The organism is Aeromonas sp. 603757 (assembly GCF_049171255.1).
Classification (GTDB): domain Bacteria; phylum Pseudomonadota; class Gammaproteobacteria; order Enterobacterales; family Aeromonadaceae; genus Aeromonas; species Aeromonas veronii_A.
The window spans coordinates 1-26,263 of the sequence record NZ_JAAKOE010000014.1; the positions used below are offsets into that span (position 1 = coordinate 1).

General features: G+C 59.8%; 19 protein-coding genes. 4 read left to right on the plus strand and 15 right to left on the minus strand.

Annotation, left to right across the window (positions count from 1 at the left end):
- Window positions 1-242 precede the first annotated feature (242 nt).
- Together G5332_RS13835 and G5332_RS13840 are read left to right on the plus strand one after the other, a co-directional pair.
- A complete protein-coding gene (locus G5332_RS13835; RefSeq protein WP_421311298.1) occupies window positions 243-743 on the plus strand; it encodes an NUDIX domain-containing protein in 501 nt (166 codons plus the stop codon).
- A gap of 150 nt (window positions 744-893) precedes the next feature.
- On the plus strand, window positions 894-3,056 hold the full coding sequence (locus G5332_RS13840) for an AsmA family protein (protein WP_421311299.1): 2,163 nt from the start codon (window positions 894-896) through the stop codon (window positions 3,054-3,056).
- Between the two features lie 173 nt (window positions 3,057-3,229).
- Here the strand turns inward: G5332_RS13840 and glnE are convergent, their stop codons facing one another.
- From glnE to G5332_RS13890, 10 genes are all read right to left on the minus strand, one after another.
- Window positions 3,230-6,139, minus strand: coding sequence for a bifunctional [glutamate--ammonia ligase]-adenylyl-L-tyrosine phosphorylase/[glutamate--ammonia-ligase] adenylyltransferase (gene glnE / locus G5332_RS13845; RefSeq protein ID WP_421173201.1), 2,910 nt, complete (start codon window positions 6,137-6,139; stop codon window positions 3,230-3,232).
- A gap of 187 nt (window positions 6,140-6,326) precedes the next feature.
- Complete coding sequence (locus tag G5332_RS13850) at window positions 6,327-7,670, minus strand: NCS2 family permease (RefSeq protein ID WP_421173202.1); 1,344 nt, start codon at window positions 7,668-7,670, stop codon at window positions 6,327-6,329.
- Between the two features lie 264 nt (window positions 7,671-7,934).
- Window positions 7,935-8,264, minus strand: coding sequence for a hypothetical protein (locus tag G5332_RS13855; RefSeq protein ID WP_421173203.1), 330 nt, complete (start codon window positions 8,262-8,264; stop codon window positions 7,935-7,937).
- A gap of 93 nt (window positions 8,265-8,357) precedes the next feature.
- Window positions 8,358-10,025 carry an energy-dependent translational throttle protein EttA gene (gene ettA / locus G5332_RS13860; protein ID WP_421250021.1) on the minus strand — a complete coding sequence of 556 codons (1,668 nt, stop codon included), beginning with the start codon at window positions 10,023-10,025 and terminating at the stop codon, window positions 8,358-8,360.
- Window positions 10,026-10,212: 187 nt separating this feature from the next.
- On the minus strand, window positions 10,213-11,043 hold the full coding sequence (locus tag G5332_RS13865; RefSeq protein WP_216951989.1) for a 5'-methylthioadenosine nucleosidase: 831 nt from the start codon (window positions 11,041-11,043) through the stop codon (window positions 10,213-10,215).
- A gap of 107 nt (window positions 11,044-11,150) precedes the next feature.
- Window positions 11,151-12,008, minus strand: a complete 858-nt coding sequence (locus tag G5332_RS13870; protein ID WP_421250020.1) for a lytic transglycosylase domain-containing protein — start codon at window positions 12,006-12,008, stop codon at window positions 11,151-11,153.
- A 155-nt stretch (window positions 12,009-12,163) separates the two neighbouring features.
- Window positions 12,164-12,352 (minus strand): hypothetical protein, encoded by a 189-nt coding sequence (locus G5332_RS13875; protein ID WP_042054915.1) that lies wholly within the window; start codon window positions 12,350-12,352, stop codon window positions 12,164-12,166.
- Window positions 12,353-12,555: 203 nt separating this feature from the next.
- Entirely contained in the window at window positions 12,556-13,161 is a 606-nt protein-coding gene (locus G5332_RS13880) for a DUF2076 domain-containing protein (protein ID WP_236296052.1), read from the minus strand.
- A 110-nt stretch (window positions 13,162-13,271) separates the two neighbouring features.
- A complete protein-coding gene (locus G5332_RS13885) occupies window positions 13,272-14,285 on the minus strand; it encodes an NAD-dependent epimerase (RefSeq protein WP_421311300.1) in 1,014 nt (337 codons plus the stop codon).
- Window positions 14,282-15,661, minus strand: a complete 1,380-nt coding sequence (locus tag G5332_RS13890; RefSeq protein WP_236296048.1) for a UDP-glucose dehydrogenase family protein — start codon at window positions 15,659-15,661, stop codon at window positions 14,282-14,284. Before G5332_RS13890 ends, G5332_RS13885 begins: the two co-directional genes overlap by 4 nt.
- 243 nt (window positions 15,662-15,904) lie before the next feature.
- Between G5332_RS13890 and G5332_RS13895 the strand changes: the two genes are divergently transcribed.
- On the plus strand, window positions 15,905-16,516 hold the full coding sequence (locus tag G5332_RS13895; RefSeq protein WP_005358385.1) for a YitT family protein: 612 nt from the start codon (window positions 15,905-15,907) through the stop codon (window positions 16,514-16,516).
- Window positions 16,517-16,617: 101 nt separating this feature from the next.
- Here the strand turns inward: G5332_RS13895 and G5332_RS13900 are convergent, their stop codons facing one another.
- The 5 genes from G5332_RS13900 to G5332_RS13920 all read right to left on the minus strand — a co-directional run bounded on the left by G5332_RS13900 (window position 16,618) and on the right by G5332_RS13920 (window position 22,878).
- Complete coding sequence (locus tag G5332_RS13900; RefSeq protein ID WP_421250017.1) at window positions 16,618-17,649, minus strand: ABC transporter ATP-binding protein; 1,032 nt, start codon at window positions 17,647-17,649, stop codon at window positions 16,618-16,620.
- The gene (locus tag G5332_RS13905) at window positions 17,646-18,704 is read right to left on the minus strand and encodes an ABC transporter ATP-binding protein (RefSeq protein WP_258720811.1); all 1,059 of its coding nucleotides are present in this window, start codon (window positions 18,702-18,704) and stop codon (window positions 17,646-17,648) included. Before G5332_RS13905 ends, G5332_RS13900 begins: the two co-directional genes overlap by 4 nt.
- Window positions 18,705-18,735: 31 nt before the next feature.
- The gene (locus G5332_RS13910) at window positions 18,736-20,553 is read right to left on the minus strand and encodes an extracellular solute-binding protein (protein WP_421173209.1); all 1,818 of its coding nucleotides are present in this window, start codon (window positions 20,551-20,553) and stop codon (window positions 18,736-18,738) included.
- A gap of 149 nt (window positions 20,554-20,702) precedes the next feature.
- A complete protein-coding gene (locus G5332_RS13915; protein ID WP_013724081.1) occupies window positions 20,703-21,746 on the minus strand; it encodes an ABC transporter permease in 1,044 nt (347 codons plus the stop codon).
- Window positions 21,747-21,852: 106 nt separating this feature from the next.
- A complete protein-coding gene (locus G5332_RS13920; RefSeq protein ID WP_031227629.1) occupies window positions 21,853-22,878 on the minus strand; it encodes an ABC transporter permease subunit in 1,026 nt (341 codons plus the stop codon).
- 739 nt (window positions 22,879-23,617) lie between these two features.
- On the opposite strand from G5332_RS13920, the gene G5332_RS13925 reads away from it, so the two are divergent.
- Window positions 23,618-26,173 (plus strand): TonB-dependent receptor, encoded by a 2,556-nt coding sequence (locus G5332_RS13925; RefSeq protein ID WP_421173210.1) that lies wholly within the window; start codon window positions 23,618-23,620, stop codon window positions 26,171-26,173.
- The last annotated feature ends 90 nt before the right edge of the window (window positions 26,174-26,263 follow it).

A 26,263-nucleotide genomic window follows, 5' to 3' on the forward strand; every position in this document is an offset into this window, starting at 1 on the left:
ACGCGGTAGCGCCGATGGTAGTGTGGCATTCGCCATGCGAGAGTAGGACACTGCCAGGCACCCAATACAAGAAACCCCGCTCATCGAGCGGGGTTTTTTATTGCCTGAAAATTAGCAAATCGCCTGATAATTGTCCCGTTTTATTCCTCTCCCTTTGAATGCCTAGTCTTCCCCGTCGGTTTTACTCATAAAAAACGGTCACAACAGCGTAAAATGGTGCTTTATTTCGTCGGAGATAGCCCATGTTTTGTCCAAAATGCGGCGGTCAAACCCTGCAGAGCGTCAGCCCTAAAGAGTTTCGCTGTGGCTGCGGTTTTCATTTTTTCCAAAATGTGGCGACTGCGGTGATGGTGGCGCTTTGCTGGCAGGACGAGGTGCTGGTTGCGGTGCGTGCCCGTAATCCTGGCAAGGGGTTGCTGGATCTGCCGGGCGGATTTGTCGATCCCGGCGAGTCGCTGGAGGGGGCGCTGGTGCGGGAATTGCAGGAGGAGCTGGGGCTCAATGTCAGCGCCCAACCTTTTACCTATCTTGGCTCATTCCCCAATATCTATCCCTACGATGGCATCACCTATCACACCTGTGACACCTTTTTCGCCATCAAGCTGAGTGAAAAACCGGTCATCCAGCCGGCTGACGATGTGGCCGCCTGTCAGTGGCTGAAGATTAGCGATATCCTCTTGCCCCGCTTTGCTTTCGAGTCGACGCGCACCGCGATGGCGCGGCTGCAGCAATCCTCTTTGTAAGCCTGATCGCAAGCCTGATCCCTGCTGATGACGATGGGGATTGGCAGCGACCATCCCTGTCTCATCCTTGTCCGCTTTTGTCCCGCAGACGCCATTCGTCAGACGGTGAGTGGTATAGTCAGCAGTGGATCCGGATTCAAGGAGCATATCGTGAAGAAGATAGTTCTCATCTTGCTCGGCATCGCCGTAGCGGCCTTGCTGGCCATAGTGACGCTGATAAGCCTTATCGACCCCAATCAATTCAAGCCCCAACTGGCTGAACAGGTGCGCAAGAGCACAGGCCGGGAGCTGGTGATGGCGGGGGAGATTGACTGGCGTTTCTGGCCGAGTCTCGGCCTCTCGCTGGAGAAGGTCGCTCTGCGCAATCCGGCCGGTTTTGCCGAGCCGGATCTGGTTCGTTTCGAGCAGGGCGAGGCCTCGGTGGCCCTGTTGCCGCTGCTCTCCCATCGTCTGGAGATCGGCAAGGTGACCCTGAGTGGCGCCCATCTCTTTATCCAGACCAAGGCGGATGGCAGCTCCAATCTGAGCGGACTGATCAAAGATGCCGCTGCTGATGCAAGCGAACCGGTCGTCCCCGCAACCCCTGCGCCAACCGCTGATAGCAAGCCCTGGCAGATCAGCTTGCAGGGGGTCGCGCTCTCCCAGGCCAGTGCGCTGGTACAGGATGATCGCAGCGGCACGTCGCTGCGACTGGATCGCCTCGATCTCGATATGGGGCAGCTGGCCACCGGTCAGTGGGTACCCGTGACGCTGGCCGCCAAGGGAAGTGCCGACAAGCTCGCTTTCGACGTTAAAGGGCAGACCCAGATCAAGCTGGCGCAGGAGGTGATGGCCAGTGAACTGAAAGATCTGAGCCTCAGCGGCAGCCTGAGTGACCCGTCTCTGCGACTCGACAGTTTCTCCATCAAGGGAGACCGACTGGCCCTTGGTGAGTGGAGCAACCTCACGTTGGCGCTGAAAGGAGCCAAGGGTGAGGGGCAGCAAGCTTCACTGGCTGGTTCGCTGGAAGGAACGCTCAAGGGACGGCTCGATAAAGAGATGAAGCTTGCCGAGCTCTCCGATGTGCTGCTGACGGCTGCGCTGGAAGGTGATGCGCTGCCGCGCCCGCAGATGAAGCTGAAACTGGCCGGGTTTGCCCGTGCCGAGCTCGACAAGGAGTTGATTACCCTGAGCAAGCTGGTGATGAGTGCTGATGAGGCGCTGCTGAGTGGTGATGGAACCGTGCAGCTTGGCGCTGTTACCGCAATCGGCTTCGATCTCAAGGGGGAGAAGCTGGATCTCGACAAATGGCTCGCCAATTCGACACCGGCCACTCCAACACAAGCGAAAGAGGGCAAATCGGCGGCCGGTGCTTCAAATACCGCTGCAAGTGACAATAAAGCGGCAACCGGCAAGCGCGAAGCCCTCTCCGCGGTTGAACCGGATCTGGGCGCGCTCAAGGGGGTGGATCTGGATGGTCGGCTGCAACTCGGCAGCCTGCGCCTGAAAGGGCTGGCTCTCGGCGCAGTCGATCTGCAGGTGGCTCTGGCCAAGGGACTGCTGACGCTCAAACAGTTCAGCGCGACCGTTGCTGGCGGTCAGGTAAACGCGAACGGGGTACTCGACGCGCGCCAGCAACCCACGACCTACAAGGTGCACAAGCAGGTGGTCGGAGTGAACATTCGTCCCTTGCTGCAGACTCTGGCCCAGAGTGATCTGCTGGAGGGCAAGGGCGATCTCGATGTGCAGGTGCAGGGGCGTGGTCTCTCTGCATTGGCACTGCGCAACGGGATGCGGGGCAAGGTCACATTGAAACTGAGCGACGGAGCCCTGCACGGCATCAACCTAGCGGAAATGATCCGCGAGGCGCGGGCCACCCTCACCGGCAAGGGGGCCGAGCAGGTGAAGGAGGCGCGCAAGACCGACTTCAGCGCCCTCACCGCCAGCTTCCAGATTGCCGACGGCATCGCCCGTAGCAACGACATCCAGCTCTTTGCCCCCGCCTTGCGGGTCAAGGGCGAGGGGCAGACGGCGCTGGTGCCGGAGAGCCTCGACTTCCTGTTCCTCACCTCCATTGTCGAGAGCAGCAAGGGGCAGGGGGGCAAGGATGTGGATGAGCTGAAGGAGATCACCATTCCGGTGCGGATCGGCGGTCACTGGCAAGCCCCCAGCTACCAGCTCGATGTGAAGGCGCTGCTTAGCAACAACAAGCTGCTGGAGGATAAGGCGCGCAAGGAGGCCGAACGCGGCCTCAAGAAGCTGCTGGGGGACAAGGCCGACAATGAAGCCGTCAAAGGTGTGGCTGACCAGCTGCTCAAGGGATTGTTCAAATAGCCCCAGCCTTTCGTTTTATCCCCATGCAGAGCCCGCCCCGTGCGGGCTCTTTCTTATTGTGGAGACCGTTCTGTGAGTGTCGTATCGGACTAGGCATTGGCCTGGCAACTCTATAGGGAAGGGCCCGCCTGAATTGCTTCAGGCGGGCCCTTTTTCATTGCCGCAGGCGGGAATTACTCCCCCAGCAGGGTTTGCCAGACGCCGAGGACATGGCTGCGCTCACTCTGCAGCTGATCGTCGCTCACCTTGCGGGAGATCTCCGAGAGGTTGAGGCGATGGCCGAGGTTGCGGATCTCCAGATAGGCCTGTTTCAGCCCCTCTGCCTGCTCCAGGGTCAGCACCCCTGCCAGGACGCACTCGTCGAAGATGCGTACGTTATCGGACCAGCGTGTGAGGGCATCGGGCTCGCCGCAGGCGTGGGCCAGCACCAGATACTGGGCGATAAACTCGATATCCACCATGCCGCCGGGGGACTGCTTGAGGTCGAACTCGCCAGCCCCCGCTTTCAGCAGGTGATCCCGCATCTTGTGGCGCATCTCGCGCACCTCGCGGGCCAGGGTCGGCAGGTCGCGCTCCTTGGCCAGCACGGCGCGGCGGATGCGGGCAAACTCGGCGATCACCGCCTCATCGCCATAGATGGGACGGGCCCGCACCAGCGCCTGATGTTCCCAGGTCCAGGCCTCGCTTTGCTGATACAGCTCGTAGGCCGACAGCGACGAGACCAGCAGGCCGGAGTCGCCGGAGGGGCGCAGCCGCATATCGATCTCGTAGAGAATGCCGGAGGGGGTGCGGGTGCTGAACAGGTGCAGGATCCGCTGGGCAAGGCGCAGGTAGAACTGGCGGCTATCGATGGGCTTGCGGCCATCTGTGTAGCTGTTGGGATCGCCGCCGTGCAGGAACACCAGATCGAGATCCGAGCCGTAGCCGAGCTCGATGCCACCCAGCTTGCCGTAGGCCACCACCGCAAAGCCGCGCTGGCCGCTCACCGCCACCTCGGGTGGCACCCCGTAGCGCTCGCTCATCTGGGACCAAGCCTGATTGACCACCTCTTCGGTGATCGCCTCCGCCAGCCAGGTGAGGTGGTCGCTCACCTTCATCAGCGGCAGGGCGCCGGCGATGTCGGCCGCCACGATACGCAGCAGTTGCACCTGCTTGAACTGGCGCAGCGCCTCCATCTGCTGCTCCACGTCCTCTTCGGGGATGCGCAGCAGGAACTGGCGCAGCTGGGGCTTGTACTGATCGAGCGGGGTGGGGTGATAGAGGTGCTGGGGATCGAGCAGCTCGTCCAGCAGGATGGGGTAGCGGGCCAGCTGCTCGCTCACCAGATGGCTGGCGTCACACAGCCGCACCAGCTGGCGCAGGGCGCCCGGGTTTTCCGCCAGCAGCTGCAGATAGGCGCTGCGGGTGAAGATACGGGTCAGCAACTCGCACACCCGTTCGAACAGGCGGGCGGGTTGCTCGCTGGCGACCACCAGCCGCAGCAGCTCCGGCATCAGCCAGTCCAGCGCGATGCGCCCCTGCGGCCCCACCTGACGGCGCTTGTACTCCTCCTTGAAACGCAGCAGAGCGGAGCAGAGCGGGGCGGGCTCGGCCACCCCCTGCGCGGTCAGCAGTTGCTCCAGCTCGGCGGCGTCAAGCTCGGTGCGCCAGAGATCGAGCCAGAGCTGCTCCAGATGGGCGGGGGCCTCCTTCTCTTCCCCCACCACGGCGGCGAACTCCTGATGGACGGCGGCCATCTCCTCGTCCAGATGAGCCATAAAGGCGTCCCAGTCGGCAAAACCCAGAGCTGCGATCAGCCGTTGGCGATCCCGCTCCTCGGTGGGCAGGGTCTGGGTCTGCTGATCGCCGATCTCCTGCAGGATGTTTTCGACCCGGCGCAGGAAGCGATAGGCCGTCAGCAAGCGGTCGCAATGGGCGGATTCGAGGGCGCCACATTGGGCGATGGCGGCCAGCGCTTCGGGCAGGTGACGCACCCGCAGCGCCGGCTCGCGCCCGCCTCGGATCAGTTGCAGCGCCTGGGCGATAAACTCCACTTCACGGATGCCGCCAGCCCCCAGCTTGATGTTGCCCTCCAGCCCCTTGCGGCGCACCTCGGCGGCGATCATCGCCTTCATCTGGCGCAGGCCGTCGATAACGCCAAAGTCGATATAGCGGCGAAACACGAAGGGGCGAAGCATCTCGGCCAGCTCCACCGCGTGCTCGCACTGGGGCCCCAGTACCCGCGCCTTGACCATGGCGTAGCGCTCCCAGTTGCGGCCGTGGTGCTGGTAGTAATCCTCCATGGCGGCGAAGGAGATGGCGAGCGGCCCCGCATCGCCAAAGGGGCGTAAGCGCATATCGACCCGGAACACCTGACCATCCTGGGTGGGCTGGTGGAGGGCGTTGATGATGCGCTGGCCCAGCTTGATAAAGAACTGCTGGTTGGCGAGCTCGCGTCGCCCGCCAACCGTGTAGCCGTTCTCGGGGAAGGTGAAGATAAGGTCGATGTCCGAGGAGAAGTTCAGCTCGCCGCCCCCCAGCTTACCCATACCGAGGATCAGCAGCGGTTGCGGGTTGCCATTGCCATCCATCGGGGTGCCCAGCTCGCCGCACTGTTTGGCGTAGAGCCAGTCGCGGGCAGAGCAGATCAGCGTATCTGCCAGCTTGGTGAGGTGGATAAAGCTCTCTTCTACTTCAGCGTGGCCCAGCAGCTCGCGCCAGGCGATCACCAGCATGCGGCTGCGGCGGAACTGGCGCAGGATGCGCTTGAGCGCCTCTTCATCACTCACCTCGGCGAGCAGGGCGGTCAGATCGCTCTGGTAGGCGGGCCAGCGCTCGGAGCGCTCCAGATCCCCGGAGGCGAGCAGTTCGGTCAGCAACTCCGGCTGTTTGAAGAGGGAGTCGGCGACAAAATCGGAGAGGCCGAGCAGGGTCAGCAGGGGCTGGCGAACGGGCTCGGGCAGCGAGCCATAGTCGGGGGCCAGCTCGACCAGCCGCTGCCACTGGCGCTCGGCCTGTTCTTGCAGCAAGGGCGGGAAAGCGGTGAGTGATGGGGAGATTGATGCGGAGATTGATGCTGAGGGAGAAGCAAAATGCTGGGCCACGGTTGCCGTCCTTGTGGTTCACGACAGGTGGTTAACGACACGGGGTTAACGAAACTGCCGGTTCAAAATGGTGGCTGCCAATCTAGCACTGTCAGGCCCCCGCGTCACAGCGCAGGGGCGAGAAGCATGATCCGGCAAATAAAAATGGGCTCCCTGTCGGGAGCCCATCGGATTGCGCTGGTCATTATCAGTGGCCGTCTACCCAGACGAACTTGAGCACGAACAGCAGGGCAACCACCAGCACGCAGGGGTTGATCTCGCGCCAGCGGCCGGTACCTGCCTTCATCACGCAGTAGGAGATGAAGCCCACGGCGATCCCCTCGGTGATGGAGAAGCTGAACGGCATCATCACCGCGGTCATGAAGGCTGGTACCGCTTCGGTCAGATCTTCCCACTTCACCCGGATCAGCTCGGAGCACATCAGCACGCCCACATAAATGAGGGCGCCAGCGGCGGCGTAGGCCGGCACCATGGCGGCGACCGGAGAGAAGAAGATCGCCAGCAGGAACAGCAGGCCGACCACGATGGCGGTCAGACCGGTGCGGCCGCCGACGGCGACGCCGGAGCTGCTCTCGATAAAGGCGGTAACCGAGGAGGTGCCCATGAAGGCGCCGCCGACGGAGCTCACGCTATCCACCATCAGCGCCTGTTTCATGCGCGGGAAGTGGCCCTTGTCATCGGCCAGCTTGGCGCGGTTGGTGACGCCGATCAGGGTGCCGGAAGAGTCGAACAGGTTGACCAGCATAAAGGAGAAGATGATCCCGGCGAGGCTGATATCGAGCGATCCCATCAGATCCAGCTGGCCGAACACCGGTTCGATGCTGGGGGGCATGGAGACAAAGCCCTTGAAGGTGACATCGCCAAACAGCCAGCCCAGACCTGTAGTGACCACAATGGCGATCAGCACGGCGGAGTGGACGCCGCGGGCGGAGAAGATGCAGATCAGGAAGAAACCGAGCAGACCCAGCAGGCAGGGCAGGGAGGTGAGATTGCCCACGGTCACCATAGTCGCGGGGCTGGCCACCACGATCCCGGCGTTGTGCAGGCCGAGCAGGGCGATCAGCAGACCGATACCGGCGGTGATGCCGACCCGCAGGGTGAGCGGAATGTTGCCGATCAGCCAGTAGCGCACCCGCAGCAGGGTGAGGATCAACAGACCCATGGCACCCCAGAAGATGGTGCCCATGCCCACTTGCCAGGAGTAACCCATGCCGGCGACGACCACGAAGGCGAAGAAGGCGTTAAGGCCCATGGCGGGGGCCAGCGCGATGGGCAGGTTGGCCAACAGGCCCATCAGGATGCTGCCGATACCGGCGATGAGGCAGGTGGTGACGAACACGGCCTGGGTGTCCATGCCCGCCGCAGAGAGGATCTGCGGGTTGACGAACACGATGTAGACCATGGTCAGGAAGGTGGTGATACCGGCGATCACTTCGGTGCGGGCGGTAGTGCCATGGCCTTGCAGGGCAAACAGGCGCTCAAGCAATCCTTGCCCGGCGGCCTGATTGGCAGCTTGGTGTTGTTGATTCATGTTGGATTCCAATAGGTGACGTGAAATAAGCAGCAGGGGAACGGGCTATCCCATCCATGCGGGGTAAATTGCCCTGTTTCTGGCGGTTAAGTAACCAGACTCGTCCTGATACCGTGACAGCGCGCACATTTTTACACAGGCGGCGCCGTTTACAAACCCCGGATCTGCGAAGCAGATCAATGAATAGAGTAAAAATTCAAACGTTTGCTTTTTGAGCATGATAAAAGGTTCTCAGCAGAGAACCTTTTATCGAAAATTGGGGGCTTACAGGGTTTTGAAGTAGCGCTCGACCAGCTGGGCCAGCACCGAGTCGAGCCGGTCTTGTACCTCACCCAACTCGCGGCCGAAGCGGCGCAGAAAGAGGCTTGCCTGCTCTTCGCTGAGCTTGCGCCCCTCGATAAAGAACTCCTGCTCCGGCAGTTGCTTGTCGTAGCGGGGGATCAGCACCCAGCTCACCAGCTCGGGCTCCACGGCGGCAAAAATCTTGGCAGCAGCGGCACAGAAGGTCTCTATATGTGTCTTGCCATCCGGCCCGAGACAACCCGGTTCAACCCGGATCTGGATGGTGAGTTTTTTCTCTATGGGGGTCGTCATCGTGCTACATCCATGCAAAGGCATCCGTCTAGGATTGTAAGCCAAAAGACAACAGAAAGGGGAGCCGAAGCTCCCCTCAACACGCAGTCAGCCCTATTTGGCGATGCGCTTGTACTTGGCGCGATGGGGCTGGATCGCCTCGGCACCATAGGTCTTCTTCTTCCACTCTTCGTATTCGGTAAAGTTACCTTCGAAGAACTCGATCTTGCCCTCATCCTGATAGTCCAGGATGTGAGTGGCGATACGGTCGAGGAACCAGCGGTCGTGGGAGATGACCATGGCACAACCCGGGAACTCCAGCAGGGCGTTCTCGAGGGCGCGCAGGGTTTCGATATCCAGATCGTTGGTCGGTTCATCCAGCAGCAGCACGTTGCCGCCGGTCTGCAGCAGCTTGGCTAGGTGCAGACGACCGCGCTCACCACCGGAGAGTTCGCCAACCCGCTTCTGCTGGTCGGAACCCTTGAAGTTGAAGCGGCCGATATAGGCGCGGCTCGGGAACTCGTAGTTGCCGATGCGCAGGATATCCTGACCGTCAGCGACCTCTTCGAAGACCGTCTTCTTGTCATCCATGCTGTCGCGGAACTGATCGACAGAGGCCAGTACCACGGTTTCACCCAGGATGATGGAACCGGAGTCCGGCTGCTCCTGACCCGACATCATGCGGAACAGGGTCGACTTACCGGCACCGTTCGGACCGATGATGCCGACGATGGCACCCTTTGGAATGGCAAACGACAGATCGTCGATCAGCACCCGATCACCGTAAGATTTGCGCAGGTTGGCTACTTCCACCACCTTGTCGCCGAGGCGCGGTCCGGGCGGAATGAACAGCTCGTTGGTCTCGTTGCGCTTCTGGTAGTCGTTGGTGTTGAGCTCTTCGAAGCGAGCCATACGGGCCTTGGACTTGGCCTGACGCCCTTTCGGGTTTTGACGAACCCACTCCAGCTCTTTCTCGATGGACTTGCGACGGGCTGCTTCGGAACTTGCTTCCTGCGCCAGACGGGCGTCCTTCTGCTCCAGCCAGGAGGAGTAGTTGCCTTCCCACGGGATACCCTCGCCGCGGTCCAGCTCCAGGATCCAGCCCGCCACGTTGTCGAGGAAGTAACGGTCGTGGGTGATGGCCACTACAGTGCCTTCGTAGTCGTGCAGGAAGCGCTCCAGCCAGGCCACGGACTCCGCATCCAGGTGGTTGGTCGGTTCGTCCAGCAGCAGCATGTCCGGCTTTTCCAGCAGCAGACGGCACAGTGCCACACGGCGGCGCTCACCACCGGAGAGGTGCTTGATCTTGGCATCCCATGCCGGCAGGCGCAGGGCATCGGCCGCACGCTCCAGCTGGTTTTCCATGTTGTGGCCGCCCTGAGCCTGGATGATGGCTTCCAGCTCGCCCTGTTCGCGGGCCAGCTTGTCAAAGTCGGCATCCGGGTCGGCATAGGCCGCATAGACCTCGTCCAGCCGGGCCATGGCGCGCTTCACTTCGCCAACGGCCTCTTCGACCGCTTCGCGTACTGTCTGCTCCGGATCCAGCTTCGGCTCCTGCGGCAGGTAGCCAATCTTGATGCCGGGTTGCGGGCGGGCTTCCCCTTCGATCTCGGTGTCGATGCCCGCCATGATGCGCAGCAGGGTCGATTTACCGGCGCCGTTCAGACCCAGCACGCCGATCTTGGCGCCCGGGAAGAAGCTCAAGGAGATGTTCTTGAGAATATGACGCTTGGGCGGCACTACCTTGCCGACCCGGTTCATGGTGTAAATAAATTGAGCCATTGGCTAATTCTCTTCCTTTTCAGCAGGTTAATGTCTTGGCATTAACAGACTGATGTCGTGGTGGGGCCAGGTCGACACAGGTCAACCCGGTTCCAAAAAACGTTCCGATTGTAAACCAATGGGCAAGGGGGGGCAAAGATGGGGGGGGGAAGATAGGCCGCCTGTCATGACGGCCTCTTATAGGGCCTTATGCCTTGTGGAAACTGTTGATCAGCGCGTTTGCGTAATCAATGACAAATTGCTGGCAGTGGATGGCAGTCTGCGGGTCAAACTCTTCACCGTGGAGATCGGTATTGGAGAGTACCCGGATGCCGACAAAGGGTACCTTGTAGGCCTCAGCCACTAGGGCGGCGGAGGAGGTTTCCATCTCTTCCGCGGCGGTCTGGTAGGTCTGATGCAGCCAGTTGATGCGCGCTACCTGTCGGTTCCACTCATCGGCGGTGCCAATGATGCCGCCTACTACTCGGCCGTGGCGATAGCGATCGGCCATACCGAGGGCGCGGCCAATCAGCTCGGGATCGCCAGCGAACGAGCTGTGCTCCACCAGCTTGCCGTTATCGCGCAGACGCATGGTGACCTCGAAGTTGTGCCATTTGCTCGGATCGACGCCTTGCTCGGCGGGCATCAGGTCACTGCGATAGGCTCCCATGTTGAAGCTCTTGGTGCCGATAACGATATCGCCCCGGTGCAGTGCCGGATCATGGCCTCCTGCCGTACCCTGATTGATGATGAGACGCGGCTTGAAACGCTCAATCGCCAACGTGGTGGCGGCAGCGGCATTGGCCAGACCCACCTCGGTGCGGGAGATGACCACCGGATAGTCCGAGATAGTACCCTGCCAGTATGTCCAGGCCCCCACAGTCAGCTCCGTCTTGTCTTTCAGTGCGGCAACGAGAGTTTCGACTTCGACGTCCATCGCCCCCTGGATCAGGATGGGGGCCGGGGTGGCCGCCATCACGCTGGAGGAGAGGAGGGCAAAGAGGGTGAGCAGGCGCGAACAGCGTTTGATGATATTCATGGGATACCTGTAGGGCTGGCGAGAAAGCGCCGGATCCTACCGAAAGGAAAACGGTTGCGCAATGTTGGTGCGTGTTTTGTCAGTAACGGACATGCTGATGAATGGCCTCAGGGCTGCTTGTGGCCAGCGAAGTAGAGCACCCGTTTTACATACTCCTGTGTTTCGTCATAGGGTGGGATCCCGCCATAGCGTTCCACCGCTTTTTCCCCGGCATTGTAGGCCGCCGAGATCAGCACCCAGTCGCCATCGAAGCGGCGATCCAGCCACTTGAGATAGGTGACGCCGCCCTTGATGTTCTGGGCCGGATCGAATGGACGGGTCACCCCGAACCGTTGCTGAGTTTCGGGGATCAGCTGCATCAGCCCTTGGGCATTCTTGGGGGAAACGGCGCGGCTGTTGAGGTTGGATTCGGCGATGGCAATCGCCAGCACCAGCCGGGCATCCACCTGATGGTGTTTGGCGGCGTGGCGCAGCATGGTGACCAGTTTTTGCTTGGCGGGGGGCTGGCGCGCAACCCAGGAGTCGACATTGAAGGGGGTGGAGGGGAGCTGCGCCAGATAGCCCCCCTGACCGCCACGGATCCCGATGCCACACCGCTCCCCCATAGGGGCATTGCCGATGCGGGCGTTGTAGTAACGGGCGGCCTGTTGGTTACCCAGGCGCATAGCCATGGCGAGATAACTGTTGGCCAGCCTGGCGCTGCGCACCGAGGCTGGGCCGGTGGCGAGCAGGCGGCCGATCCGGAAATAACCTTCGGGATTGCCGGTGCTGGCGGCGACACAGTAGAGGGCGATGGCTTTTTGCAGATTGCCGTGTTGCTGGGCCACTTGACCCTGCTTGATCGCCGTTAGCGCCTTGGGGGCCTGTCTGAAATCCCTGCCTTGTGCCATCGCCCGCGGCGTACCTGCCAGTAACAACGACAAAAAAAGCAGCAAAAACAGTCCGTTTTCGCTGATGTGCCTCATGGGTTATCTCCTGTTTGAGTACAGAAGATATAGAGGAACATGGCTGCTATCGCCATGAACCCAGTGGATCCTGTTGTTATAGCCGGTTGGTTTCAGAGAGCAAAACGGTATGGAACTAACGGTATCTCGACCGTTTCACACCATTTTTCATCCGGTTAGAAGTCGTGGTGATACTCCTGCTCATCCAGCACGGCGGGAGGAAGCGTGCGATAGAAGCTGCCAATTTCGCTGACAACCCAGAGCGAAAGCAGGGCCAGCAGGCTGAGCAGGGGAAGCAGAGAGTGACTCTGGGTCAGGGCATAGGCCGCAATGGCGGCACCGGTCAAAAGCAGGGTTCGGATCATGGGTGGCTCCTTGTCGTCATGGGGGGGTTGCGTGGCCACGGACAGAGCGCCTGGGGTCGGGAGTTGTTCCCGGGTGGCACGAAGCGCGCTGAGTATATCGCGTCATGCCGCTGCCGATCCGTGGTGTCATCACACTTTCCATAGTCATGGGGTTCGTATCGAGTTGGGCCCCGCCAGATGCGGGGCCAGTAATGGTTTGACGGTCAGAAGAAACCGCCGTTGTTATCGTCACTGTCGGTCCAGCCGCCACTCTGGCTATCGTCGTCGAGAAAACTGCTGCCATCATCGGGAGGTGAATCCCAGCCGTCCCAGCGTACCGGTTCTGCATCGACCGGATTGGCAATGGGCGCTGGCTCTATGATGTCGATGATCTCCTCGGGCCGGTTGCTGTGAAACAGTCCGCCGATCATATCGGCCAGCATCACGCCACCGGCCACACCGGCGGCGGTTTGCAGGGCGCCGCCCAAAAAGGAGCTGGTACGGGATGCTGACTGGGCTGGCGCGGATGCCGGTGGCGGCGTAAAGCGCGGAGGAGGGCTGCTTTCGCTACCAAACAGGCCGGAGAGAAAACTGCCACCACTTGGGGCGCTCTGGCTGGCTTCCAGCTCCTTGACCCGCTCGTTGAGGCGAGTAAGGGCAGCCTGCTGAATTAGCAGCGCCTGGGCCATGTAGTAGGGGGCATCGGGCTGCTGGGCCAGATGCTGGCGGATCAGCTGATCCGCTTGTGGGTCTCGCTTGCTATCCCTGGCTTGCGCTTGCTTGAGGCGGTCGAACAGTCCATCGATCAGACCCTGTTCCTGTGATTGCATCTCAAATCCTCGCTATGGTGCGCAGACAGTGCGTTCAGCCATCCTAAAACCCGCGGGGCATCTGTGGTATCTGATTAACTCATCAATGACCGAGGGGCAGCCCGCTCTCATCAACGGGCGGGCCGGTAGTAGTCGAGATACCAGCGGACAAACTCGGCAACACCTTGCTTGAGAGGCGTGGCGGGGCGCAGGCCGGTGAGGGTGTGCAGCGGCTCGCTGTCGGCCCAGGTGGCGTGCATGTCACCTGCCTGCATCGGCAGCATCCGCTTGATGGCGGGCTTGCCGATGGCCTCTTCCAGCGCCTCGATAAAATCGAGCAGCCGCACCGGCTGGCCGTTGCCGATATTGAGGATGCGGTAGGGGGCTGCGCTCTCGGCCGCGCTCTGCTCGCTGGCGTGCCAATCGGAATTGGGGCGGGGCGGCTGGTCGGCCACGGCGAGGATCCCCGTGACGATGTCATCTATGTAGGTGAAGTCGCGGCTGAGATCGCCGTGGTTATAGACGTCGATAGGCTCTCCCGCGAGGATGGCGCGAGTGAACTTGATGATGGCCATGTCGGGACGGCCCCAGGGGCCGTAGACGGTAAAGAAGCGCAACCCTGTGGTGGGCAGGCCATAGAGCGCCGAGTAGGCGTGGGCCATCAGCTCGCCGCTCTTTTTGGTCGCAGCGTAGAGGGAGACCGGATGATCCACCTGCTGCGCAGTGGAGTAGGGCATCTGATCCCCCATGCCATAGACCGAGCTGGAGGAGGCGTAGATGAGGTGCTGAATCCCGTGGTGACGACACCCCTCCAGCACCGTCAGCATGCCGGTGAGGTTGCTGTCGGCATAGGCGAACGGATTGTCGATAGAGTAACGCACCCCCGCCTGCGCCCCCAGATGGATCACCCGTTCGAAACGGTTGCTGGCAAAGAGAGCCGCCATCGCTTCGCGATCCGCCAGATCCAGCCGCTCGAAGTGAAAATGGGGGAAACTGGCCAGCTGGGCCAGCCGCGCCTCTTTCAGACTCACCTCGTAGTAGTTGTTGAGGTTGTCGATCCCCACCACCCGATGACCTGCGGCGCACAGCTGGCTGGCTACATGAAAACCGATAAAACCGGCGACGCCGGTGACCAGATACGTCATGGTTGGGTCTCCGGGTTACAACTGGTGTTGGCAGGCTGCTTTTTGGCGGGAAGATGTGGCCGCCCGATGGCGTGATAGTCAAACCCGAGCTCGCTGAGCTGGCGCGGATCATAGAGGTTGCGGCCATCGATGATGACGGGCTGGTTGAGCAGCGCTTTCAGCTGCTGGAAATCGGGGGCACGAAACGCCTGCCACTCGGTGCAGATCAGCAGGGCATCGGCCCCTTCCAGTGCCGCTTCCTGAGTCGGGCAGAGCAGCAGATCCGGCCGCTGGCCGTAGATCTGGCGGGCACGCTCCATCGCCTTGGGATCAAAGGCCTGCACCCGGCCACCGGCAGCCCAGATAGCGGCCAGAAGCGGGCGGCTCGGCGCATCGCGCATATCGTCGGTGCCGGGTTTGAACGCCAGTCCCCACAGGGCAAAGGTGTGGCCACGCAGATCCGGGCCGAAGCGGGTCAGCAGGGTTTGCGCCATCTTCTGTTGCTGGCGCAGGTTGACCTGCTCGACCGCCGTCAGCAGCGGGGCGTCGCAGCCGACACTCGCCGCGGTATGACGCAACGACTTGATATCTTTGGGGAAGCAGGAGCCGCCGTAGCCGCAGCCCGGGTAGATAAAGTGGTAACCGATGCGGGGATCGGCCCCCATCCCCTGGCGCACCGCCTCGATATCGGCCCCCAGCTGCTCGGCGAGGGCTGCCATCTCGTTCATAAAGGAGATCTTGGTGGCCAGCATGGCGTTGGCGGCGTATTTGGTGAGCTCGGCGCTGCGCAGATCCATCACCACGATCCGGTCGTGATTGCGGTTGAAGGGGGCGTAGAGGGTGCGCAACTGCTCAAGCGCCCGCTCGCTGTCACAGCCGATGATGATGCGATCTGGCCGCATGCAGTCGTTGATCGCCGCTCCCTCCTTGAGAAACTCGGGGTTGGCCGCCACCTCGCAGGTGAGGGTTAGCCCACGTTCGGCCAACTGTAGCTCAATATGTTCTCTTACTTGCTGCGCCGTGCCGACCGGCACAGTGCTCTTGGTCACCACCAGCTTGGGGCTGCTCATCAGTCGGCCTATGGTGTCGGCCACCGCCAGCACATGTTGCAGATCGGCCGAGCCATCCTCGTCAGCCGGGGTACCCACGGCGATCAGCAGCAGGTCGGCGTGTGCCACGCCAATGGCGGGATCGACCGTGAAGCTCAAGCGGCCGCTGGCCAGATGGCTCTCGACCAGCGGGGCCAGCCCCGGCTCATAGAAGGGGATCTGCCCCTGCCTGAGGGCGGCGATCCGCTCGTCATCCACATCCACGCAGCAGACCTGATGGCCCACCTCGGCCAGAACGGCGGCCTGCACCAGCCCGACATAGCCTGTGCCAAAAATGGTGACCTTCATGAAAAGTGCCTCGTGCTGTGAATGGAGTGATAGCGCGCTTAAACCGCGGCATGCTGCATCTTGGTGCAGCGGGTGTCAATGCCAGATGACAGGCACCAGAATGGGGCGTTCAGCCTGACTGTTGTGATCCTTTTCACAAAAAATAGACTGGACCCCATAACGAAGCCCTGTGGACAGGGCTCGCAGCCTGCCCGCAACGGCAGGCGACAGACACTCTCTCTTTACTTCGCTTGGATACAGGTTATGGACAACACCTCGATTCGCACTGCCCATCCTATTTATGAGGATGTGCTGGCCCTGCTGACGGCGGCCGGCTTTGTTTCCCTCGGCATCTTTCTGTTTCATCAGGTTGGCCTGCTCACTGGCGGTACTGCCGGGCTGGCGCTGCTGCTGCAAAAGGTGACCGGTATCAGCTTCGGCCTGCTGTTTTTCGGCATCAACCTGCCCTTCTATGCATTGGCATGGCTGCGGATGGGGCCACGTTTTACCTTCAACACCTTTGTCTCGGTGGCGGCGGTCTCCTACATGACAGATCACCTCAACGGGGTGTTGCAGATCGGCAAGATAGAGCCTCTCTATGCGGCGCTGATCGGCGGTACCTTGATTGGCATGGGGCTGCTCATCATGTTCCGTCACAAGTCGAGTCTGGGGGGCTTCAACATTCTGGCGCTCTTTATTCAGGATCGCTTTGGCATCCGGGCGGGCAAGCTGCAGATGGGGCTCGATTGCGTCATTGTTGTTGCCTCGTTTTTCGTGGTGCAGCCCTGGATCCTGGCGCTCTCCATCGTGGCGGCGGTTATCTGTAATCTGGTGTTGACACTCAACCACAAGCCGGGCCGTTACCAGATTGCCTGACAAGCGGCAGCCGTGACCCGATAAGACAAGCGTGACCCGATAGCACGAGGCGGCCTGATGGCCGCCTCGTCTGTTTCTACCCTGGGGTTTGTTCGCTGCGCCTAGCTCGCCTGCTCCAGCCTGCTGTCGCCGCTTATAGCGTTGCCGCTGATGGCGTGACTACCGACGGCGAGCGGGGTGTGACAGGCCACCTGATGATGGGACTCATCACACGCCTCAAGCCTTGGCGCCTTGCTTTTGCACAGCTCGGTCGCATGGGGGCAGCGCTGGTGGAAGTGGCAGCCGCTTGGCGGCGAGATGGGGGAGGGCACATCGCCGGTCAGCAAAATGCGCTGGCTGCGCCTGCGCGGGTCCGGTACCGGAATGGCGGAGATCAGTGCCTGGGTATAGGGGTGACGTGGCGCCAGATAGAGCGACTGGGCATCCGCCAGTTCGACGATCCGTCCCAGATACATCACCGCGATGCGATCCGAGATGTGTTTGACCACCGACAGATCGTGGGCGATGAAGATGATGGAGAGATTCATCTCCCGCTGCAGGCTGAGCAGCAGGTTGACAATCTGCGACTGCACCGAGACATCGAGGGCCGAGACCGCCTCGTCGCACACCAGCAGCTTGGGCTTGAGGGCGATGGCGCGAGCGATGCCGATCCGCTGGCGCTGACCGCCGGAAAACTCGTGGGGGTAGCGATCCACCGCACTGCCCGGCAGGCCCACTTTTGCCAGCAACTCCTGCACCCAGCAGCGGCGCTGTTCAGTGTTGCCTTTACCGTGGATGATAAAGGGCTCCTCCAAAATTTGGCCCACGGTGTGGCGGCTGTTGAGGGATTCTGCAGGATCCTGAAATACCATCTGCATCTCCTGACGCAGGGAGCGCATCTCCTTCGGGCTGAGGGCGGTGATGTCGCGCCCCTCGAAGGTGATGGTGCCCGCGGTCGGCTCGAACAGTTTGAGCAGGCTGCGTCCGAGGGTGGACTTGCCGCAGCCCGACTCACCCACCAGCCCCAGCGTCTCCCCCTGTTTCAGGTCGAAGCTGATGCCATCCACCGCGTGAACCGTATATTGCTTGCGCAGGAACCCGCCTCCCAGCCGGAAGTGCTGTTTCAGGTCCCTGACCGATAACAGAGTGCTCATACGGTCAACTCCTTCCAGTAGTGACAGGCGACATGGTGGCGCGGATTGAGTTGCTCCACCGCCGGAATGGCGCTGATGCAGAGATCGGTCGCATGGGGGCAGCGGTTGGAGAAGCGGCAGCCAGCGGGCATTTCGTGCAGGGCCGGTACCTGTCCCTTGATGGTCTTGAGCAGGCTCTTGGGCTCATCCTCGAGGCGCGGGATTGAGCTCATCAAGCCGTGGGTATAGGGGTGACGGGGGTGGTCAAACAGCTCGAACACGTCGGCCTGCTCTACCGCCCGCCCGGCGTACATCACCACCACCTCGTCGCACAGCTCCGCCACTACCCCCAGATCATGGGTGATAAAGATGATGGCCATCCCGGTCTGGGCCTGCAGCTCTTTCATCAGTTCGAGGATCTGGGCCTGAATGGTGACATCCAGCGCCGTGGTCGGCTCGTCGCAGATAAGCAGGTCTGGCTCGCAGGAGAGGGCCATGGCGATCATCACCCGTTGGCGCATACCGCCGGAGAGGTTGTGGGGATAAACCGCAAAGCGCTGGGCCGGTTCCGGGATCCCCACCTTCTGCAGCATGGCGATGGCCGCGGCTTTACGCTGGGCCTTGTCATACTCGGGGCGATGGAGGCGAAACACCTCCATCAGCTGCTCCCCCACCGTCTGCACCGGGTTGAGGGCCGTCATCGGCTCCTGAAAGATCATCGAGATGCGGTTGCCGCGCACCTTGTACATCTGATCCGGCGCAAGCGACAGCAGCTCCTCCCCCTGAAAGCGGATGGAACCGGCTACCACCTGACCATGGGGCTTGGGCAATAGCCCCATGATGGCGAGCGAGGTAACGCTCTTGCCACAGCCGGACTCGCCGACGATCCCCAGCGTCTGGCCCGGGGCCACCTTGAAGCTGACCCCGTCGAGCACCTTGATCTTGCCGTCATCGACGGCGAACTCCACCTCAAGATCGCGAACTTCGAGGATTGGGGCCTGGTGCTGGCCGTGATCAACGGCGAACTCCCCCCCGTTATCCGGTACGTCAAGAATGGGGGCCTGAGTGTTGGGCATAACGGCTGCTCCCTTCGCAATGGCCTGAATATCAATGACGTGCATAGGTCTTGTCGAGCAGGTTGATGGGCGCCAGCGCCTCCCCTGCCTCCTTGGCGTTGCGGGTCTCTTCCTTCACCTTGGGATCGAGCCAGAGCAAACCGCCGCTACTGTGAGGATAACCGTCCATCGGCCAGTAGAGCAGATCCGGCGTGTTCTTGGTGGCAGGCACTTCCGGCAGCATCACATAACGCCAGCTGCTGGCCCGCACATAGTTGAGCTGCACCCCGGGCACGAAGATGGCGAGGTCATAGATGCGCTGCTGGATCTGCTGGGAGAGCTTGGCCCGTTTGGCCATGTCGAATTCGACGTTGTAGGCGTCGATCAGTGCGTCCAGCTCCTTGTCAGCCACGTTGAACAGGTTGTTGGTCTGCGGTTTGTTGGCGTTGGCGGAGTGGAACGACTCCCAATATTGTGGATAGAGACCGCCGCCGCCCCAGCCAAGCCAGGCCGCCTCGTGTTTCTTCTCCAGCATCACCTTGAAGCCGGTGGCGCCATCCACTAGGTTAAGCTCCAGATCGAGACCCGCTTTCTTGGCCTCCTCTTTCAACACGGTCAGGCGCTTGGAGTGCTCCTGACTGGTGTAGGTGAGTGCCAGCGTCAGCCGCTCCCCCTTCTCATTTTGCAGGATGCCGTCCGGCCCCGGCTTGTTGTAGCCGCCCTTGGCAAAGTACTCCCGCGCCTTGCCGATGTCATAAGCCCGCTCCGGCAGCGTCATGTCGGTGAACTCGCCAAAACCCGAGCCGAAGGTGGTGGCTCTGTCATAGTCGCCGCGCAGCACGGTCTCTATCATCTTGTCGATGTTGAAGGCGTGCTGGATGCCGAGGCGCACGTTTACGTCTGCCAGTTTGGGGTTGGCCACATTGAGGTGAACTCCCTGACCGCCCTGTTTGGTGTCGGTCATGGCCATCACCTTCTGCACGTACCCCTTCTTGTACTCCGGGGTGACCGCTTTTTCATGCCACCAGTTGGGCAGGATCATCTCGAAGGTATCGATCTCCCCTTTCAGGAAGTGGCGGAAGGCGATGTTGTGGTCGCGGATCACCTGCACCTTGATGGTGTCGATGTTGAATCTGTGCTGGTTATAGCGATCATCCTTTGCCCACCAATCCTTCTGCTTGCTGAAGGTGACCGACTTGCCCTTCTTGACGTCGCTGATCACGTAGGGACCTGTGGTGGGCACCACGGCCCAGTTGTACTGCTTCACCCAGTTGGGGGTCAGCTTGTAGTAGTGCTTGGGCTGGGGCCACAGCTCGGTGGTGTTGAGCAGATCCAGCTTGGCCTTGCGGCTGCCCGCTTTGACCATAATGGTGTGATCATCGATCTTCTCTACCGCTACCACTTCAGTGGTGTAGTAGTTGTTGAACCAGGGCCCCTTGATGTGTTTGGAGCGCATCATCTCGTAGCCGAAGGTGTAGTCGTCAGCATTGACCGGCTTGCCATCCGACCATTTGGCTCGCGGATCCAGCTTGAAGTAGACGGTCTGGCTGTCTGGCGCGATGGCCCAGTGGGTCGCGAGTGAGGGGATGGGGTTGCCGGTATTGGGGTGGAAGCTGATGAGTCGCAACTGGTTATCGAGAATAAAGGAGCGGAACGATCCGTTGGAGTCAGGCCCCACAGTGCGGAACGTCAGCGGAAAGCTCTCCACAAACATATTGAGGCTGCCGCCCGACAGCGCCTTGGGGGAGGCGAACACAGGATCCGTGTCGTTGGTCTCCCATTTGAGATCCGCGGGCAGGCTGGCCGCCCAGACCCAGGATCCGTTTACCAGCACAAAGAGAGCACCTATCCATTTGATTTTATTTTTCATGTTTGACTTCCAGGTCTGGCCCCTACACTGGGGGTCTTGATTGATAACGGGATTATCCCTTGCTCCCGGGACCGCCGATGGCGGCGGCCCGTCCTTCATTAATCACTTTTCGTTACCCGACGCCTGCCGATGCGCTGGCATCGGCTGGCTTATTGGTAACGGGTAAATTTGCGCGGATCGAACGCCTCGCGGATCGCCTCACCGATAAAGGAGACCATGATCAGCACCAGACTCACCGCGGCCACCACCGAGCTGACGATCCAGATGGCATCCAGATTGTTGATGCCCTGGGAGAGCAGCTCCCCCCAGCTCGGGGTCGGCGGTGCCAGCCCGAAGCCCAGATAGTCGAGGGCCGTCAGGGTGGAGATATTGCCCACCACGGCGAATGGCGCCAGGGTAACGATCATCATCAGGGTGTTGGGCAGGATGTGGTTGAAGATGATCCGCCCGGTGGTCGCCCCTTGCGCTCGCGCCGCCATCACATAGTCTCGCGCCCGCTCCTTGTAGGTGAGGGTGCGCATATACCAGGTGATCCCCATCCAGCCGAACAGCACGTTGATGGCGACAAACAGGCCGAAGTTGGGCTTGGCCAGCGACACCAGGATCATGATGACGTAGAGAAATGGCACCTGGGACCAGATCTCGATAAAGCGTTGCAGGATGAGATCAAAGCGACCGCCGAGAAAGCCCATCAGACAGCCGATGGTGACCCCGATGGCGTAACTGGCCGCCAGTGCGATAAAGGCAAAGCCGATGGCGATGCGAAAGCCGTAAACCAGCCGCGCCAGCACATCGCGGCCACTGGTATCGGTGCCGAGGAAGTGGCGCTCGGCCGCGCTGGGGGCGTAGGGCGGGTAGGCATCCTCCTTGAAATCCTGCTCGTAGGGATTCCAGGGCACCGGCGGCAGCAGTACCCAGTCGCCCTGGCCCTCTGCGGCAAACTTGGCCTTGAGCTGGCGGTAGTTGGTTTCGTACTCGTAATCGAGCCCGAACTGCTGACCGGGGATCACATCGCCATAGGTGGGGAAATGCAGCTGGCCCTGATAGCTCACCATCAGTGCCCGGCTGTTGACCAGCAGCTCCGCCAGCAGGGAGAGCAGCACCAGGGTGGTGAAGATGATGAAGGAGTAGTAACCGCGCTTGATCGATTTGAAGCGCTTGAGTTTTTTCAAGGTAACCGGATTGAGCTTCATGGTCAGTCTCCAAACCGCACGCGGGGATCAACAAGGGCAACACAGATATCGGAGACGATATGGCGTGATATCAGCATCGGCATGGCAATAGAGGTCTGGTTCATGGTCAATCTCCAAACCGCACACGCGGATCAACCAGGGCAACGCAGATATCGGAGACGATATTGCCAATCAGCATCAGCATGGAGGTGATGGCCAGAATGCCCATGACGGTGGGGTAATCCCGCTCGACGATAGCCTCGTAACCGAGCAGGCCGATGCCGTCGATGTTGAAGATGGTCTCGATGAGGAAGGAGCCGCCAAAGAAAACGGTGAGCACAGACCCCAGGTGGCTGGCGATGGGGATCAGGCTGTTGCGCATGGCGTGGTCGGTGACTGCCTTGCGAAACGGCAACCCCTTGGCCACGGCGGTGCGCACGTAATCCGCCGACAGGTTCTCCATCAGGCTGTTTTTCATGGTCATGGTGAGGATGGCGAAATCGCCGATGGCGTAGGCGATAAGCGGCAGCAGGGCGTGGGCAAAGACAGTGCGGATCTGATCCCAGCTGCTCTCCATGTATTCAAAGTCGTCCCCCGGAAAACCGCCCATCGGCAGCCACTCCAGATGGAAGGCGAAGACGGTGATGAGGAAGATCCCCACCACGTAGGCGGGCAAGGCATAGGCCATGTAGATAAGCATGGAGCTCAACGAGTCGAAGCGGCTGTTGTGCCTGAGCGCCTTCGCCACCCCGAGCGGAATGGAGACCGCATAGCTCAGCAGAAAGGTTGCCAGCCCGAAGAAGGCGGTAACGGGGAGCCGCTCCTTGATGAGATCCCACACCGGTTCGTAGTAGCGGGTCGATTCGCCCAGATCCAGCACCGCCAGCTTCTGCAGCCACTCCCAGTAGGCGACCAGCATGGGCTTGTCGAGGCCATAGAAGGCCTTGAGCTCCTCGATCTGTTCATCGGAGAGGGCCTGCGCCCCCTTGCTGCCACTGGAGCGGCCGGATTCATTCTGGGAAACCTGGGCTTGCAGCAGCATGCGTTCGACCGGTCCGCCCGGCACGAAACGGGTGATGGTGAAGACGAGCAGGGTGATACCGAGAAACGTCGGGATGATCAAAAGCATCCGGCGTAGGAAATACGACAGCATGGTGGAACCTCGTCCTTGTTGTTCTTTTTTGCGGCCAGTCAAATCCGGTGACGGGCCTGTCCTTCCTGGCATTACGCGCTGGATTGGTTGCCAAACAGCAGACAATCCGCTTGGCCACTGTAAAAGCTCTGCAACAAAAATCAAGTACAAGGAAATGGAAAACTGGGACAAATGACCCGCTGAGACCAAAAGCACCGAAAAATGACGTTTTTTATCTGAAAAGTGAAAATCAAAACAAAACGCTACTGCTCAACATTATTTTAAAAAATATAAACAGCTGTTTGTTTGAGTTTTCGTTGTTTTTAAACTATTGATTTATAATGATTTTGTTTGGGTGGTGAAATTGAAGGAAAACGATATCATCTCGACGATTTTATCTGTTATCCCTATGAGAATGGTCAGGTACAACCCTCATGAAGTTAGTGTTTTATTCTTATTAAGGCCGATAAATCAAAATAAGATATAAACTGACAGCACGTTAACTAATAAGTTCATCAAATTTTAATTCAGCGCCATTTACGCCATTTAACAATGTTTTTACATTGTGTGAATTGTTTTTGGCAGAATTATTCACTAATTATGCCGGTCAAAATTAATACACTCCGCTTATTCTACGCCTGACCTCGCTACACCCCTGCTCCATTGACGTCGCTAGTCAAAGATTGATAAGCCTTACACATCGCTCCAAAGAGGGCGGTATCAGGAAGCAAACAATAAACAACCAGGAAGGATATAAGCGATGCTTAGGAAGAGCAGAATCTCTGCTGCGATTGCGTTCGCCTTGGCGAGCCTTGCAGCGGCCCCATCCGTATCTGCCGAAGAAGGGCAGAACGTCGAAAAACTGCAGAAAATCAAAGTCACTGGCTCCCGTATCTCCCGTGTTGATGTTGAGGGGGCGACTCCGGTTGTCTCTGTCAGCAAGGCTCAAATTGAACAGTCTGGTCAGCAGACTGTGGCCGATTATCTGAAACAGGCCTCCTACAACTCCTTTGGTGGTTTCTCTCCATCCTCCGGTAGCTCAGCCCAGTCACAAGCCACCGTAGGGCTGCGTGGCCTTGGTGAAGATCGCACACTGGTGCTGCTCAATGGCAAGCGTATCGCCGGTTCTCCCTCCATGGGGGGCACCGCCATCAACCTCAACACCATCCCCATGGCGGCCGTTGAGCGGGTGGAAGTGAACCTGGACGGTGGCTCTGCCCTGTATGGTTCTGATGCCATCGGTGGCGTTATCAACGTGATCCTCAAAGAGGGTTTTGAAGGTTTGTCATTCCAGGGGCGCGTCGGTTCACCGACCGAGGAAGGTGGTGACGAACAGAGTGGTTCCATCGTCAGCGGTATTTCGGGTGAGAAAGGTTCCCTGATGATGGTCTACGAGCATGATGTGAAAGACGAGATCTATTACAAGGATCGTGACTATCTGGCCAAGCAGGGGGCTGAGTCTCCTAGCCTCTATGGTCGCAATATCAAGGGAGTAGACGCGGCAACTGGCAAGACCGTAACCCGTACTCTGAATGGGGTCGACTGTGAAAGCACCGGCGCCGGTTTTGTCACCAAGGGTACGGCTTGCCGCTTCGACTTTGCCCAGGTCGCAGCCAAGACCGCCTCGCGTACTCGCGACACCGTCTATGTCAACGGCCGCTACCATATCAACGACAATGTGGATTTCGTGCCACAGATGATTGGTTCCCGGGTCACCAGTTTTGGTCGTTTCGCCCCTGCTGCAGGTGCCTTCACCGTGGATGGCTCCACCCCTGAAAGCGCTGCAGTCCTGTCTGCCAACAACTTCAGCACCGCCAAGGCTGCGACGGTTTACTACCGCTTCAACAACGTCGGTCCCCGTGACAACGAAGTGACCGACTTGACCGGTACTCTGAACCTGGGTTTTGAAGGGGTGGTTCCGACCGAGGCGGTTGGCGATCTGGAGTGGAACGCCGGTTACATGTACTCCAAGACAGATAACCAGAGTATTGGTAATGGCTATGTATTGGAGCCGGCGGTTCAGACTCAGGTAAACAGTGGAAACTTCGTCAACGGCAGCTTCTCCGCTGATGCCACCAAGGATCTCTCTTATACCACCAGCCGCAACTCCAAGATGGATTTCTTCCAGTGGTATGGCGGTCTGGGTTGGGAGATGGGCGAACTGCCTGCTGGCCCGGTCAGCTGGTATCTGGGTGCCGAGTATAACGATTGGGTTTACTCCGACACCTACGACAGCCAGTCCGAAGCGGGTAACGTACTGGGTTCATCCGGCAACTCCGGTAGCGGTGTGCGCGATGTGTTTGCCACCTACATCGAGAGCCTGCTCCCCATCACCGAGCAGATCGAGCTGAACCTGGCGGGTCGTTACGACAAGTACAGCGACTTTGGCAGCGCCTTCTCGCCCAAAGCGAGTCTGCGTTATCAGCCGCTCGACCAGCTGATGTTCCGTACCTCCTGGTCCCAGTCTTTCCGTGCGCCGGGTCTGAATGATCTCTATGCGGCGGATGCCCAGTCAGCGGACTTTGCCAAGGACTATGTCTACTGCCAGGCCAATGGTATTGCCAACTGTTCCGAAGAGCAGTACGAGACAACGCGCCAATCCAACAAGAACCTGAAGGAAGAGACCGCCAATACCTTCACTATCGGGGCGGCCTACAATCCGCTGGACAATCTGAACCTGTCGCTCGATTACTACTACATCAAGATTGATGACGTGATCCAGCTGGCTACCACCCAGACCCAGTTCTATCAGGAGCTCAATACCGGCAGCAACCCGAACGTCATTCGTGACGCCAACGGCGATGTCGAGAAGGTCTATGCCGGCATGGTCAACTTGGGGCAACTCAAGACCAGTGGTATCGACTTCAAGGCGGACTACAAGTACGACTTCAACTCCTTCACCCTGCGTTACGACTTTGGCAGCAGCTACATCCTGAAATATGAGGAAGGTCTGTTTGCTGGTGGCCCAATGGTTGACAAGAAGGGCTGGAATGGCAAACCCGATTTCCGTTTCAACTCCGGGATCGGTGCCAACTTCCCACAGCTGTGGAATCTGGATACCTACCTGAGCACCAACTATATCGACTCCCAGAGCCAGGACTATGTGGATGACAAGGAAGAGGGCCATATTGCTTCCAACACCATCTGGAACCTGAACGTTGCGGTCGATACCAGCTGGAATGCCAAGATCCAGACCGGCGTGAAGAACATGTTCAACCGTGGACCTTCCCTGTCAAATGATGGTTACACCTACGATGAATACCTCTACAGCATTGACGGACGGGTCTACTACATCGACTACACCCAGAAGTTCTAATCAACCCCGTTGATATACAACCTCAGCCGGCCCGGTCGGGCCGGCTGTGCCCAACGTCCAAGGAAGTTACGGAGATAGGGTAATCCTATG